The sequence below is a fragment of the Caballeronia sp. LZ016 genome (genome assembly GCF_031450805.1).
Lineage (GTDB): Bacteria > Pseudomonadota > Gammaproteobacteria > Burkholderiales > Burkholderiaceae > Caballeronia.
Genome location: NZ_JARTVY010000001.1, coordinates 1,155,733 through 1,169,508, shown reverse-complemented (window position 1 = coordinate 1,169,508; position 13,776 = coordinate 1,155,733). Strand labels below are relative to the sequence as shown.

The window sequence follows — 13,776 nt, the reverse complement described above, 5'->3', positions numbered from 1 at the left end:
CTCCGTTGAACGGAATCTGCCTTTTTTACGTGTGACGGAAGCAGAGACGCGACAATCCGCCGCAGAGCGACCGCACTAGTCCGCCGCTGCTTCCTCACTCTTGACCGATTCCTTGCCGACAACGAAACGCGCCGCCACGATCCCCGCCTCATAAAGAATGACGAGTGGAATTGCGAGAATCAGCTGCGAGAACACGTCCGGCGGCGTCACCACCGCCGAGATGACGAACGCGCCGACGATCACATAGGGGCGAATCTGCTTCAGCTTCGCAATCGACACTACGCCCATGCGCGCAAGCAACACGACGACGATCGGCACCTCGAACGTCACGCCGAACGCGATGAACATCGTCAGCACGAAGCTCAGGTAATTGTCGATATCCGTCGTCATTTCGGCGCCGAGCGGCGCGTTGTAATGCGCCATCACGCGGAAAATCGTCGGGAACACGATGAAGTACGCGAACGCCATTCCACAAAGAAACAGCGTGTAGCTGCTGAAAACCAGCGGGCCGACCAGCTTCTTCTCGTGCTGATACAGGCCGGGCGCGACGAACGCCCAGATCTGATACAGCACGATGGGCAGCGCAATGACGAACGCAACGAGCATCGTGACTTTCATCGGCACGAAGAACGAGCCGGTGACGTCCGTGACGATCATCTTGCCGTCGCGCGGCAGGTTCTGCATCAGCGGTCGCGCGAGCAGCTTGAAGATATCGGGCGCCCAGTACACGAGCGAAATGAATACGACGATGACCGCGGCGCCCGCACGGATGATGCGATCGCGCAGTTCGACCAGATGCGAAATGAACGTCTCTTCGACGGGCTCGTCTTTATTTTGTTGCGGGTCGCTCACGCCGGCCCTCGGTATGGGTCATCGATGGAAGAAATGCGGCCGTATCAGAAGAATTTGGTCGGACGCCGCAGGGTGGCGGGTGTATGCCGCGCGACGCGCGCCGCGCCCGACTGCACGCGCGTGCGGCGCGCGGTGGTGCGCTTGTACCAGCTCGGAACCGCGCTCTGCTTGACACGCCAGTTCTTGCGCTTGAGCCGCGCTGGCGTAGCGGCGGGCCATTGCTCGCCGGAACCGCCGTCGTCCACCGCCGGCGATTCACCGCCCGCGATGCTCGGTGAAACCGACGTCCCCTGATTCCAGGCGTCGTTCAATTCCGATTCGTGGCGCTTGAGATTGTCGTGAATCGTCGTCTCGACGTTCGACGCCGCCGTTTCGAACTGCGTGCGCATCTTTTTGAGCTCGTCGAGCTCCATCTCGCGCGCCACCTCCGACTTCACGTCGTTGATGTATCGCTGCGCGCGGCCGAAGAGCGCACCAGCCGTGCGCGCCACGCCGGGCAGCCGCTCCGGCCCGAGCACCACCAGCGCGACGACGCCGATGAGCGCCATTTTGGTCAGACCGAGATCGAGCATTGACGAAGAAGTGAATGGTTGCGGTCAGCGGCCCGATCAGCGGTAGTCGCCGGAACGGGTCTTGTCCTTCGCTTCCACGTCCACTGCGCCGTTGCGCGGCAGTTCACGTTGTTCGGGCGAGGCGGGGTTGTCCCCTTCGCGCATGCCTTCCTTGAAGCCCTTCACCGCGCCGCCCAGATCGCCGCCGATATTGCGCAACTTCTTCGTCCCGAAGACGAGCGCCACGATCAGCAACACGATCAACCAATGCCAAATGCTCAACGAACCCATGAATGAAAACTCTCCTTAGTTCGACCGCCAAGCCATTTTCCGCGACGGAAGCCCGACTCTGCGGCCCTGCCGAAGCGATGGCGCTTCAGCTTACGTATATCGATTTTCCGCGCCCAATATTGCGTTGAAAAGCCGACACGCCGATGAAACCGTATCAGCCCATCCGCCGCCAAGGGCGCTCCCCGGCCAAGAGATGCGCATGAATGTGATACACCTCCTGCCCGCCGCCCGGCCCGGTGTTGATGACCGTGCGGAACCCGGTGTCGCCCCCTGTGTAGGAAACGCCCAGGTCTTTTGCCAGACGGCCAACGAGACTCACCATTCTACCAAGCAACGGCGCATCGCTTTCGGAGCAGTCCGAAAGTGTTTCAATGTGCTTGCGGGGGATGACCAGCACATGAACCGGCGCCGCCGGATTGATGTCGTTGAACGCGACGAATTCGTCGTCTTCGTAGACCTTCGTGCTCGGAAGCTGCCCCGAGGCGATCTTGCAGAAGATGCAGTTGTCTTGGCTCATGAATATCCAATGCCCGGAGACCCGGCGTTGCCGATCAGAACCACGCGCGCGGTTCGATCGCTTTGTTTTCGTATAGGAACAGCCAGCCCTTGATGACGCGATAAAGGGTCCAGATACCGACCGCAAACAAGATGACGAAGCCGATGCCGACGAACAGCAACGCTGCGCCGATAACGTGTCCGAGCACCGCCCACCAGAACGTGCGGATCTGCCACGTGAAGTGCGCTTCGTATGGCGTGCCCACCGTATCGCCGCGCTTCAGGTAGTTGATGATGATCGCGACGAGCACGGTCAAGCCGCCCGTCAGCCAATAAAGCGCATACAGCGCGTAGACGATGTGGGTCAGCGTGCGCAGCCGGCGCAGGCGCTCCGCTTCGCCGGGGTCGGTGAATACAGTCGGCGGATACGGCTGATCGGACGTTCTCATGCTTGCCTCCAACGCGTGCGCGAGAAAGTGAGCGAAACCTCGTCAGCCGCCGTTCCGCTCGCGCTCGCGCGACTTGCGCAGCGCCTTCTCTTCGATACCCGACAAGCCTTCGCGCCGCTCAAGTTCAGCGACCACGTCGGCCGGGCTCAGGTCGAAGTGCGACAGCATCACGAGACAGTGGAACCACAAATCGGCGACTTCGCCGACGAGCGCCTTGGGCGCACCGCCGTGCCGCGCGTCCTTTGCGGCGAGCACGACTTCCGTCGCTTCCTCGCCGATCTTCTTCAGGACCGCATCGTCACCTTTATGAAAGAGTCGCGAAACGTAGGATTGTTCCGGATCGCCGCCCTTGCGGCTGTCGATGACGGCGGCGAGGCGCAGCAGCGTGTCCAGCGTGGTGGCTTGCGTCATTTATAGATGCTTTCTGGGTCTTTCAGGACCGGCTCGACGGCGATCCACTCGCCGTTGTCAGCCGTTCCTTCGAATTTCTGGAAGAAACAGGAGTGGCGGCCCGTGTGACAGGCAATGCCCGAAACCTGCTCGACTTTGAGCAGCACGACGTCCTCGTCGCAATCGAGACGCACGTCATGGACGAGCTGTACGTGCCCCGATTCCTCGCCCTTGAACCACAAGCGCTGGCGCGAACGCGAGAAATACACGGCGCGTTTCAGTTCGATGGTCTTGAGAAGCGCCTCGCGATTCATCCACGCGAACATGAGGACGTCGTTCGTCGACGCCTCTTGCGCAATAACCGGGACTAGCCCGTTGGCGTCCCACTTCACCCTGTCCAGCCAGCTGGCTTGATCGGTCACAGTCAGATCCTCACCGAAATGCCCTGGCCGGCCATGAAGCGCTTCGCTTCACCGACCGTGTGCTCGCCATAGTGGAAGATGCTCGCTGCGAGCACCGCGTCGGCGTGACCGTCGACGATACCGTCCGCCAGATGCTGCAGCGAGCCGACGCCGCCCGAAGCGATCACCGGGACCGGCACGGCGTCCGAGACGGCGCGTGTCAGCGCGAGATCGAAGCCGGCCTTCGTGCCATCGCGATCCATGCTCGTCAGCAGAATTTCGCCCGCGCCGAGTGCGGCCATCTTGCGCGCCCATTCGACGGCGCCGATGCCCGTCGCCTTGCGGCCGCCGTGCGTGAACACTTCCCAGCGCGCCGGCTCGCCTTCCGCCGATACGCGCTTCGCGTCGATCGCGACGACGATGCACTGCGAACCATGCTTGTCCGACGCGTCGCGCACGAGTTGCGGATTCGCCACCGCAGACGAATTCATGCTGATCTTGTCCGCGCCCGCGTTCAGCAGCCGCCGGACGTCCTCGACCGCGCGCACGCCGCCGCCGACCGTCAGCGGGATAAAGACCTGCGACGCGACGGCCTCTATGATCGGCAGGATGAGATCGCGCTGATCGGACGTCGCGGTGATGTCGAGGAACGTGAGTTCGTCGGCACCCTGATCGTCATAGCGCCGCGCGATCTCGACGGGATCGCCCGCGTCGCGCAATTCCACGAAGTTGACGCCCTTGACGACGCGCCCAGCGGTTACGTCCAGACAAGGGATGATGCGTTTTGCGAGAGCCATGTTCTTGCCACTGCCGGTTCGATACAAGTGAGGGCGGCCAGCGCCGCCCGGCGCGCTGCAAAGTCCGCGCGAGAGGCGAAGCACCGAATTTATGCGTCGTCCGCTTCTCGCAGCGCGTCGGCGCGCGTTTGCGCGGCGTTGAAATCCAGATCGCCGGAGTAGATCGCGCGCCCGCAAATCACGCCTTCGATGCCTTCGCTCTCGACTTCGCACAGCGACTCGATGTCCGCGATGCTCGACAAGCCGCCGCTCGCGATCACCGGAATCTTTACCGCTTGCGCGAGCCGCACGGTGGCGTCGATGTTGATGCCCTGAAGCATGCCGTCGCGGCCGATGTCGGTATAGATGATGGACTCGCAGCCGTAGTCCTCGAACTTGCGGCCGAGGTCCACGACTTCGTGGCCGGTCAGCTTGCTCCAGCCGTCGGTGGCGACCTTGCCGTCCTTCGCGTCCAGGCCGACGATGATGTGCCCGGCGAACGCGGTGCACGCGTCCTGCAGGAAACCGGGATTCTTCACCGCCGCCGTGCCGATGATCACGTACGAGAGGCCATCGTCCAGATAACGTTCGATCGTGTTCAGATCGCGAATGCCGCCGCCCAGTTGCACCGGGATCTCGCTGCCCACTTCTTCGATGATCGCGCGGATGGCGTCGCCGTTTCTCGGCTTGCCCGCGAATGCCCCGTTCAGATCGACGAGGTGCAGCCTGCGCGCGCCCTTGTCGACCCAATGCCGGGCCATCGCCGCCGGATCCTCCGAGAAAATGGTCGCCTGGTCCATATCGCCCTGCTTGAGGCGCACGCACTGACCGTCTTTAAGATCGATGGCCGGAATGAGCAGCATAGGTATCGCGTAGTGTCTGGATGAAATTGATGAGAACGGCCGCCCGGGCCGTCTCGCTAGTGTAGTACAAGTCTTGCAGCATCCTGTCGGCCGCCGGCATAGGCCGGACGGCTAACGTGCGGTAGGTCTCACGGATTCCAGTGCACGAAGTTTCGATACAGCCTCAGCCCCGCGTCCGCGCTTTTTTCAGGGTGAAACTGCGTCGCGAAGATGTTGTCGCGCGCGACTGCGGACGTGAAGGCATCGCCGTAGACGGTTTCGCCCGACGTATGCGCCGGATTGTCGGGCACTACGTGGTAGCTGTGCACGAAGTAGAAGAACGCGCCATCCGCGATGCCGTCCCACACCGGATGCGCCTGCGTCTGACGCACGCGATTCCAGCCCATCTGCGGCACCTTGAAGCGCGAGCCGTCGTCCTGCACGCGGCCTTCCAGATGAAAGCGCAGCACCTTGCCGGGAAAGAGCCCGAGACCCTTCGTATCGCCTTCCTCGCTCCAGTCGAAAAGCATCTGCTCGCCGACGCAGACGCCGAGCATCGGCTTCTCGCGCGACGCCTGCATCACCGCTTCCTGCAGCCCCGATGCGCCGAGATGCGCCATGCAGTCGCGCATGGCGCCCTGGCCCGGCAACACGATGCGATCGGCCGCATGAATGGCTTGCGGCTGGTCGACGATCGCCACGTCGGCGTCCGGCGCGGCCTTCTTCAGCGCCTGATACACCGAGCGCAGGTTGCCCATTCCGTAATCAACAATCGCAATTGAAGTTTTCATTTCAAAGTAGGCAACAGGGCCTTCAATCCGTCGACGATGAACTCCACCGCCAGCGCCGACAACATCAATCCCATCAGACGCGTGCCGATATTGATGCCGGTCCGTCCGACCCAGCGCGCAATCGGCTCGGCCAGATTCAGCGCGCCGAAGCACAGCGCCGCGATGATCGCGCCCAGCACGACGAGCCCGAAGCGGTCGTACCAGTGCTGCGCGTTGGCGGCGTAGACGATCACCGTGCTGATCGATCCCGGCCCGGTCAGCAGCGGAATGGCGAGCGGCACGACGGCGATGCTGTTGCGCTCCTCGGCTTCCATGCGTTCTTCGGGCGTCGAGCGCGCGTTGCCGACTTGCGCGTTCAGCATGCTGATCGCCATCAGCAACATGATGATGCCGCCGCCGACTTCAAACGATCCGACCGAAATGCCGAAGAACGCGATGATCTGCTGTCCGAGCAGCGCGGTCACGGCGATCACGCAGAACACCGAAATGCACGCGACGCGGATGGTGTTGCGCTTCTCCACATCCGACTGCTGCGCGGTGAGGCTGAGAAAAAACGGTATCGCGCCGATCGGGTTGATCAGCGCGAGCAAGGATATGAACGACTTGAAAAGATCCATCGCGGATGGCCAGCCGGGTTGAACGCGAGGTCGCGCCGAACCGGCATGCAGCGTTCAGAGACTGCCTTTGGTCGATGGAATCTGCCCCGCCGCACGTTCGTCGAGTTCGACGGCCATGCGAAGCGCGCGGCCGAAGGCCTTGAACACGGTCTCGACCTGATGGTGCGCGTTGATGCCGCGCAGGTTGTCGATATGCAGCGTCACGCCGGCATGATTCACGAAGCCACGGAAAAATTCGATGGTGAGGTCGACATCGAAATTGCCGATGCGCGCCCGCGTGAACGGCACGTTGAATTCGAGCCCCGGCCGCCCTGAGAAGTCGATGACCACGCGCGAGAGCGCTTCGTCCAGCGGCACGTACGAGTGCCCGTAGCGGCGGATTCCCTTGCGGTCGCCGATGGCCTTCGCCACAGCTTGCCCAAGCGTGATGCCGGTGTCCTCGACGGTATGGTGATCGTCGATATGGAGGTCGCCATGCGCTTCGATTTCGAGGTCGAACAGGCCGTGACGGGCGATCTGATCGAGCATGTGATCGAGGAACGGCACGCCGGTGGCGAGCTTCTGCTTGCCGGCGCCGTCCAGATCGAGCTTCACACGGATCTGCGTTTCGCTGGTGTTGCGAACGACTTCCGCAATGCGCATGGTGTTTCCTTGAGACTTAATCGAAAGTGGAGAGCTTCTTGAGTGCGGCGACCATGTGCGCGTTTTCTTCTGCGGTTCCGACCGTCAATCGCACGCAATTTGAAAGCAATGGGTGCATTTTACCCACGTTTTTGATCAAAACCCGCGACGTCAGAAGCGTTTCGAATGCGAGCGCGGCGTCCGGCACGCGCACGAGCAGAAAGTTGCCCGCGCTCGGATAGACCGTCATGCCCGGCAATGCGGCCACTTCGCGTGCGAGTTCCGTGCGCGCTTCTCGCAGCGCAGCCGCCTGCGCGTCGAGCACATCGAGGTGATCGAGCAGGAAATCGGCAGTGGCTTGCGTGAGCACGTTGATGTTGTACGGCGGACGCACCTTGTCGAACTGCGTGATCCACTCGGGCCGCCCGGCCATGTAGCCCAGGCGAATGCCCGCCAGCCCGAGCTTCGACACCGTGCGCATCACGACGACATTGTCAAACTCGGCCGCGCGGGGCATCCACGTCTTCTCCGCGAACGGCTGATACGCTTCGTCGATCACGACGAGACTCCGGCCTGCCGCCGCGATCACGCGTTCCAAGTCGGCGTCGCTGTAGAGCGTGCCGGTCGGATTGTTCGGATACGCGAGATAGACGAGCGCCGGGGCGTGTTCTTCGATGGCGGCGATGAGCGCGTTCGCATCGAGCGTGAAGTCCGCGTTGAGCGGCACGCCGACGAACTCCATTCCCGCGAACGCCGCCGACATCTGATACATGACGAAACCCGGCACCGGCGCGACGACTTTCGCGCCCGGCCTCGCGCACGCCACCGACATCATGCTGATCAGTTCGTCCGAGCCGTTGCCGAGGAGCACGTCGCAGGCGTCGGGCACGTGCATCGTCCGCTTGAGCTTCGCGAGCAGATGCGCGGGACGCGGCGCCGGATAGCGATTCAGCGCGACGCTCGCGAGATGCGCGCCGAGGCGCTCCGCGAGATCGGCGGGAAGCGTGTACGGATTCTCCATCGCGTCGAGCTTGATGAGGCCCGACGAATCGGGCACCGGATAGCTCGTCATCGCGAGGATGTCGGGACGAATGATGTCTTGTGGTGTCGTCATGATGCCGCCGGCGGCTCTCGGGCCGCCTCGTTCGATAGGACCGGCAAGGTTCAGCCGAGGTTTTTCATTCGGTATTCGGCGCTCTTCGCATGCGCCTGCAAGCCTTCGCCGTAAGCCAGTTCCGCCGCGATTTCTCCGAGGGTCTGCGCCCCGTCCGCGCTCACTTCGATCACGCTCGAACGCTTCATGAAGTCGTAGACGCCGAGCGGCGACGAGAAACGCGCAGTCCGCGAAGTCGGCAGCACGTGATTCGGCCCGGCGCAGTAATCGCCGAGACTTTCGCTCGTGTAACGGCCGAGGAACATCGCACCGGCGTTGTGAATCTGCGCGGCCCACTGATGCGGATCGAGCGCGGAGATTTCCAGGTGCTCCGGCGCGATGTCGTTGGCGATCGCGCACGCCTCGGCCATGTCCTTCACCTTGATGAGCGCGCCGCGATCCTCGAGCGACCGCTGAATCACGTCGCGGCGCGGCATCGCGGGCAGCAACTCGACGATCGCGTCTTCCACGCGCTGAATGAACGCCGCATCGGGGCACAGCAGAATGGATTGCGCGAGCTCGTCGTGCTCGGCTTGCGAGAACAGATCCATTGCGACCCAGCGCGGGTCGGTGGTGGCGTCGCAGATCACGAGAATTTCGGACGGACCCGCGATCATGTCGATGCCCACGGTCCCGAACACCCGCCGCTTCGCCGACGCGACATACGCGTTGCCCGGCCCGCAAATCTTGTCGACGGCCGGCACGGATTCCGTACCGTACGCGAGCGCGCCGACCGCCTGCGCGCCGCCGATCGTGAACACGCGGTCCACACCGCCGAGCAGCGCAGCCGCGAGCACGAGCGGATTCTTCACGCCGTCGGGCGTCGGCACGACCATCACGATTTCCTTGACGCCCGCGACGCGCGCCGGAATCGCATTCATCAGCACCGACGACGGATACGCCGCCTTGCCGCCCGGCACGTAAATACCGGCGCGATCGAGCGGCGTGACCTTCTGGCCGAGCACGGTGCCGTCGGCTTCCGTGTATTGCCAGCTATGGCTTCCGCATTCGATGCGCTGCTTCTCGTGATAGCCACGCACGCGCGCCGCCGCCGCTTCGAGCGCCGCGCGGCGCTTCGGTTCGAGCCCTTCGAGCGCGGCTTCCATCTCCGAAGCAGGCAGTTCCAGCGCCGCGACGCTGTCCGCTTTCAGGCGATCGAACTTATTCGTGTACTCGAGCACGGCGGCGTCGCCGCGCGATTTCACGTCCGCGAGAATCTGCGCGACGGCGCGCTCGATGGCTTCGTCCTCGCTCGCTTCGAACGCGAGAACCGCGCGCAGCGCCTTCTGAAAACCGGCGGTGCTGGAATCGAGCTTACGAATCTTGATAGACATGCTGGTTTCCGTGTGCTGTGGCGCACCGCGCGATGCGGCCGCCCTAGTTGTTCGTTCCTGCCGAGGCGCGCTCGAACGCATCGAGATACGGCTTGAGCGCCGCGCGCTTCAGCTTCAGCGCCGCCTGATTCACGACGAGGCGCGACGAAATCTGCATGATCTCTTCGACCTCGACCAGATTGTTGGCGCGCAGCGTGCCGCCCGAACTGACCAGATCGACGATCGCATCCGCCAGGCCGACGAGCGGCGCGAGCTCCATCGACCCGTACAGCTTGATCAGATCGACGTGCACGCCCTTCGCGGCGAAGTGCTCGCGCGCCGTCTGCGTGTACTTCGTCGCAACCCGCAGGCGCGCGCCCTGGCGCACCGCGCTCGCGTAGTCGAAACCGGCCTTGACCGCGACCGACATCCGGCAGCGCGCGATATCGAGATCGACCGGCTGATACAGCCCGCTGCCGCCGTGTTCGATCAGCACGTCCTTGCCCGCCACGCCGAAGTCCGCCGCGCCGTATTCGACGTACGTCGGGACATCGGTCGCGCGCACGATGATGACGCGCAGGTTCGGATTGGTCGTCGGCAGAATCAGCTTGCGCGAGCTTTCCGGATCTTCGGCCACCTGCACGCCGGCTGCCGCGAGCAGCGGCACCGTTTCCTCGAAGATACGCCCTTTCGACAATGCGAGCGTGAGGGGCGCGCTCGCGCCGACCGACGCCGATGTCTGCGGCAGCGAACTCATTGCTCGCTCCCGGTGCCCTTGATGCGGCGAACGTTCGCGCCCACGGCCGTCAGTTTCGACTCCATGCGGTCGTACCCGCGATCCAGATGGTAGATGCGGTCGATCAGCGTTTCCCCGTCCGCGCACATCGCCGCGATCACGAGACTCGCCGACGCGCGCAGATCGGTGGCCATTACCTTGGCGCCCGACAGTTGCTCGACGCCGGCGACAAGGGCCGTGTTGCCGTCGATCGTGATGCGCGCGCCCAGACGATTCAGCTCCTGCACGTGCATGAAGCGATTCTCGAAAATGGTCTCGACGACTTGCGACGTGCCGTTTGCAATCGCGTTGAGCGCCATGAACTGCGCCTGCATGTCGGTCGGGAACGCGGGGTATTCGGACGTGCGAATGTTCACGGCGTCCGGACGCTTGTCCATGCGAACGCGCATCCAGTCGTCACCTTCCTCGATCGACACGCCCGCCTCGCGCAGCTTTGCGGTGACCGCATCGAGCAGCGACGGGGTGACGCGACGCAGCGTGACATCGCCGCCGGCGGCAGCAACCGCGCACAGGAAAGTGCCCGCTTCGATGCGGTCCGGCACCACGGCATGCTTCGCGCCGTGCAGCTTTTCGACGCCCTGAATCACCAGCCGGTCGGTGCCGATGCCGTCGATCTTCGCGCCCATCGCGACGAGCAGATTCGCCAGGTCGCTGACTTCGGGCTCGCGCGCCGCGTTCTCGATGACCGTCTGGCCATCGGCGAGCACCGCCGCCATCAGCAGGTTTTCGGTGCCGGTGACGGTAATCATGTCGGTGATGATGCGCGCGCCCTTCAACCGCTTCGCCCGCGCCTCGATGAAGCCGTGCTCGATGTTAATTTCGGCGCCCATCGCCTGCAGACCCTTGATGTGCTGGTCGACCGGACGCGCGCCGATTGCGCAGCCGCCCGGCAGCGACACCTTCGCTTCGCCGAAACGCGCGACGAGCGGCCCGAGCACGAGGATCGACGCGCGCATGGTCTTGACCATCTCATACGGCGCGACGAGCTGGTCGACCTTCGATGCGTTCAGCGTCACGCAACCGTCGTTCAGCGCCTGCGACTGCACGCCCATCTGACGCAGAAGTTCGAGCGTCGTGCGCACGTCCTTCAGATTCGGAACGTTCGACAGCTGGACGTCCTCGGCGGTGAGAAGGCTCGCGCACAGAATCGGCAAAGCCGCGTTCTTCGCGCCCGATACGGTGATTTCGCCGGAGAGCTTCGCGCCCCCTGTGATGACCAGTTTGTCCATGGTTGCTTGTCCTTCGACCGAGCGTCCTGCTGCGGAGCCAGATTCGGCGCCGCGGTTATCTTGAATGATTCGCACTGTTTCCTGCCGGGTGATGCCGGGTGTTGCGGTATTGCTGAGAGTGACTGTGGCCTGCCTGGATTCGCCGGATGGATCAGGCCGATTTCCATTCGTCGGGAGTGAGGGTCTTCATGCTGAGCGCATGAATCTCCTCGCGCATGCGCTCGCCGAGCGCTGCATACACCAGTTGATGACGCGCGATCAGCCGCTTGCCGACGAACGCATCGCTCACGATCGTCGCGAAGAAGTGCTGACCGTCGCCTTCCACTTCGAGATGCTGGCACTGCAAGCCGCCAGCGATGTAATCCTTCACTTGCTCCGGAGTCGGCAACATAACGTGTCCTTGAGATGAGTTAGTGACGCAGCTTGTAGCCACTCGCGAGCAGACGCACGGCGATCAGCGCCAGCACGGCCAGAAAGCCGCCGACGATGCCGAGACTCACCAGCGGGTTGACATCGGAAAGGCCGAAGAAGCCGTAGCGAAAACCGTCGATCATGTAAAAGAACGGGTTTAGATGCGACACCGCGCGCCACACCGGCGGCAGCGTATGCGTTGAATAAAACACGCCGGAGAGAAACGTGAGCGGCATGATCAGGAAGTTCTGGAACGCGGCCAGCTGATCGAACTTGTCGGCCCAGATGCCGGCGATGAGGCCGAGCGTGCCGAGGATCGCCGAACCGAGCATCGCGAACGCAATGATGTAGAACGGCGCGGAAAAAGACATCGGGATGAACCATATCGTCACGATGAACACGCCCAGTCCGACGCACAACCCGCGCACGACCGACGCGAGCACATATGCAAAGAACATTTCCCAATGCGCGATGGGCGGCAGGAGCACGAAGACGAGATTGCCGGTGATCTTCGATTGAATCAGCGACGACGAGCTGTTCGCGAACGCGTTCTGCAGCACGCTCATCATCACGAGACCCGGCACGAGAAAGCTGGTATAGCCGACGCCAGGATAAACCTGCACGTGGCCCGACAGCGCGTGGCCGAAGATGGTCAGGTAAAGCAGCGCGGTCACGATGGGCGCGAGCACCGTCTGGAACGACACTTTCCAGAAGCGCAGCAGCTCCTTGTAGAACAACGTGCGAAAGCCGCTCATGACAGGCCCTCGACGACTTCGGGCTCGTTCATGACCTGCACGAACACATCTTCGAGATCGGCCTTGCGCACTTCGATTTCATCGAACGTGCAACCGGCCGCGCGGCACTTTGCGAGAATCGGCTCGACTTCGTCGTAGCTCGACAGGCGCAGCAAATGTTGCGCGCCTCCCACGGCATGCGGATCGACTTCCAGCGAACGCAGTTCGGCCGGCAACACGCCGCTCGAGAAACGCAGATAGAGCTGCATGCCGGAGAAACGCTGCAGCAGCGTGCTCGTGCGCTCCAGCGCGACCACTTCGCCGCGGCGAAGCATCGCGAGGCGGTCGCACAGCGATTCCGCTTCTTCGAGGTAATGCGTGGTCAGAACGATCGTGTGGCCTTCGCGGTTCAGACGCGAGATGAATTTCCACAACGTTTGACGCAACTCGACATCGACGCCGGCCGTCGGCTCGTCCAGCACGATCACGGGCGGCCGATGCACCAGCGCCTGCGCGACCAGCACGCGGCGCTTCATGCCGCCCGACAGCGCGCGCGTGTTGACATCGGCCTTTTCGGTGAGATCGAGATTCGCCATGACCTCGTCGATCCAGTCGTCGTTGTTACGCAAGCCGAAATAGCCGGACTGAATGCGCAAAGACTCGCGGACCGTGAAGAACGGGTCGAACACGAGTTCCTGCGGAACGACGCCGAGCGCGCGCCGAGCCGCGCGGAAATCGCTGACGACATCATGGCCGCGCACGGCGATCGTGCCGCTGTCGGCACGCGCGAGCCCGGCGAGAATGCTGATCAACGTGGTTTTGCCCGCGCCGTTCGGCCCGAGCAGGCCGAAGAATTCGCCCTCTTCCACCGTGAGGCTCACGCCCTTGAGCGCCTGGAGGTCCTTGTAGCGCTTCCTGACGTTTCGGATTTCTATGGCTGACATTGACAGTGCGCGTGCATCAGCGGCCGCGCCTCGATTGGCGGATTTGTTGCTTGACGGGACCGGGGCTCGCTCGGAAGGAGCCGGGTGTCGGCCCGAAAAAACGTTTGATTATAGGGCAAA

General features: G+C 63.1%; 19 protein-coding genes. All 19 read right to left on the bottom strand.

The window, feature by feature from the left end; translation table 11 throughout:
- Nucleotides 1-75: 75 nt before the first annotated feature.
- The 19 genes from tatC to P9220_RS05540 all read right to left on the bottom strand — a co-directional run bounded on the left by tatC (nucleotide 76) and on the right by P9220_RS05540 (nucleotide 13,656).
- Nucleotides 76-852, bottom strand: coding sequence for a twin-arginine translocase subunit TatC (gene tatC, locus P9220_RS05630; RefSeq protein ID WP_309763947.1), 777 nt, complete (start codon nucleotides 850-852; stop codon nucleotides 76-78).
- Between the two features lie 44 nt (nucleotides 853-896).
- Nucleotides 897-1,424 carry a Sec-independent protein translocase protein TatB gene (gene tatB / locus P9220_RS05625; RefSeq protein WP_309763946.1) on the bottom strand — a complete coding sequence of 176 codons (528 nt, stop codon included), beginning with the start codon at nucleotides 1,422-1,424 and terminating at the stop codon, nucleotides 897-899.
- A gap of 36 nt (nucleotides 1,425-1,460) precedes the next feature.
- A complete protein-coding gene (gene tatA / locus P9220_RS05620) occupies nucleotides 1,461-1,694 on the bottom strand; it encodes a Sec-independent protein translocase subunit TatA (RefSeq protein ID WP_244793922.1) in 234 nt (77 codons plus the stop codon).
- Between the two features lie 154 nt (nucleotides 1,695-1,848).
- Complete coding sequence (locus tag P9220_RS05615; RefSeq protein ID WP_309763945.1) at nucleotides 1,849-2,211, bottom strand: histidine triad nucleotide-binding protein; 363 nt, start codon at nucleotides 2,209-2,211, stop codon at nucleotides 1,849-1,851.
- Nucleotides 2,212-2,245: 34 nt separating this feature from the next.
- Nucleotides 2,246-2,638 (bottom strand): hypothetical protein, encoded by a 393-nt coding sequence (locus P9220_RS05610; protein ID WP_309763944.1) that lies wholly within the window; start codon nucleotides 2,636-2,638, stop codon nucleotides 2,246-2,248.
- A 42-nt stretch (nucleotides 2,639-2,680) separates the two neighbouring features.
- Complete coding sequence (locus P9220_RS05605) at nucleotides 2,681-3,049, bottom strand: phosphoribosyl-ATP diphosphatase (protein WP_309763943.1); 369 nt, start codon at nucleotides 3,047-3,049, stop codon at nucleotides 2,681-2,683.
- Nucleotides 3,046-3,450 (bottom strand): phosphoribosyl-AMP cyclohydrolase, encoded by a 405-nt coding sequence (hisI, locus tag P9220_RS05600; protein WP_404980366.1) that lies wholly within the window; start codon nucleotides 3,448-3,450, stop codon nucleotides 3,046-3,048. The genes P9220_RS05605 and hisI overlap by 4 nt, the downstream gene beginning before the upstream one ends.
- Nucleotides 3,451-3,452: 2 nt before the next feature.
- Nucleotides 3,453-4,226: an imidazole glycerol phosphate synthase subunit HisF gene (hisF, locus tag P9220_RS05595; RefSeq protein WP_309763942.1), complete on the bottom strand. Its 774-nt coding sequence runs from the start codon at nucleotides 4,224-4,226 to the stop codon at nucleotides 3,453-3,455.
- An 89-nt stretch (nucleotides 4,227-4,315) separates the two neighbouring features.
- A complete protein-coding gene (gene hisA, locus P9220_RS05590) occupies nucleotides 4,316-5,068 on the bottom strand; it encodes a 1-(5-phosphoribosyl)-5-[(5-phosphoribosylamino)methylideneamino]imidazole-4-carboxamide isomerase (RefSeq protein ID WP_035967687.1) in 753 nt (250 codons plus the stop codon).
- A 128-nt stretch (nucleotides 5,069-5,196) separates the two neighbouring features.
- Nucleotides 5,197-5,838 carry an imidazole glycerol phosphate synthase subunit HisH gene (hisH, locus tag P9220_RS05585; protein ID WP_309763941.1) on the bottom strand — a complete coding sequence of 214 codons (642 nt, stop codon included), beginning with the start codon at nucleotides 5,836-5,838 and terminating at the stop codon, nucleotides 5,197-5,199.
- Nucleotides 5,835-6,455 (bottom strand): YchE family NAAT transporter, encoded by a 621-nt coding sequence (locus P9220_RS05580; RefSeq protein ID WP_309763940.1) that lies wholly within the window; start codon nucleotides 6,453-6,455, stop codon nucleotides 5,835-5,837. Before P9220_RS05580 ends, hisH begins: the two co-directional genes overlap by 4 nt.
- A gap of 54 nt (nucleotides 6,456-6,509) precedes the next feature.
- Complete coding sequence (gene hisB / locus P9220_RS05575; RefSeq protein ID WP_035967682.1) at nucleotides 6,510-7,097, bottom strand: imidazoleglycerol-phosphate dehydratase HisB; 588 nt, start codon at nucleotides 7,095-7,097, stop codon at nucleotides 6,510-6,512.
- 16 nt (nucleotides 7,098-7,113) lie between these two features.
- Nucleotides 7,114-8,190: a histidinol-phosphate transaminase gene (gene hisC, locus P9220_RS05570; RefSeq protein ID WP_309763939.1), complete on the bottom strand. Its 1,077-nt coding sequence runs from the start codon at nucleotides 8,188-8,190 to the stop codon at nucleotides 7,114-7,116.
- Nucleotides 8,191-8,240: 50 nt separating this feature from the next.
- Nucleotides 8,241-9,563, bottom strand: coding sequence for a histidinol dehydrogenase (gene hisD, locus P9220_RS05565; protein ID WP_309763938.1), 1,323 nt, complete (start codon nucleotides 9,561-9,563; stop codon nucleotides 8,241-8,243).
- A gap of 43 nt (nucleotides 9,564-9,606) precedes the next feature.
- The gene (gene hisG / locus P9220_RS05560; protein WP_309763937.1) at nucleotides 9,607-10,299 is read right to left on the bottom strand and encodes an ATP phosphoribosyltransferase; all 693 of its coding nucleotides are present in this window, start codon (nucleotides 10,297-10,299) and stop codon (nucleotides 9,607-9,609) included.
- Nucleotides 10,296-11,567 carry a UDP-N-acetylglucosamine 1-carboxyvinyltransferase gene (gene murA / locus P9220_RS05555; RefSeq protein WP_309763936.1) on the bottom strand — a complete coding sequence of 424 codons (1,272 nt, stop codon included), beginning with the start codon at nucleotides 11,565-11,567 and terminating at the stop codon, nucleotides 10,296-10,298. The genes hisG and murA overlap by 4 nt, the downstream gene beginning before the upstream one ends.
- A gap of 151 nt (nucleotides 11,568-11,718) precedes the next feature.
- The gene (locus P9220_RS05550; RefSeq protein WP_035967676.1) at nucleotides 11,719-11,958 is read right to left on the bottom strand and encodes a BolA family protein; all 240 of its coding nucleotides are present in this window, start codon (nucleotides 11,956-11,958) and stop codon (nucleotides 11,719-11,721) included.
- Between the two features lie 19 nt (nucleotides 11,959-11,977).
- Nucleotides 11,978-12,733, bottom strand: a complete 756-nt coding sequence (locus tag P9220_RS05545) for an ABC transporter permease (RefSeq protein WP_309763935.1) — start codon at nucleotides 12,731-12,733, stop codon at nucleotides 11,978-11,980.
- Nucleotides 12,730-13,656: an ABC transporter ATP-binding protein gene (locus tag P9220_RS05540; RefSeq protein ID WP_309763934.1), complete on the bottom strand. Its 927-nt coding sequence runs from the start codon at nucleotides 13,654-13,656 to the stop codon at nucleotides 12,730-12,732. Before P9220_RS05540 ends, P9220_RS05545 begins: the two co-directional genes overlap by 4 nt.
- Nucleotides 13,657-13,776 lie beyond the last annotated feature (120 nt).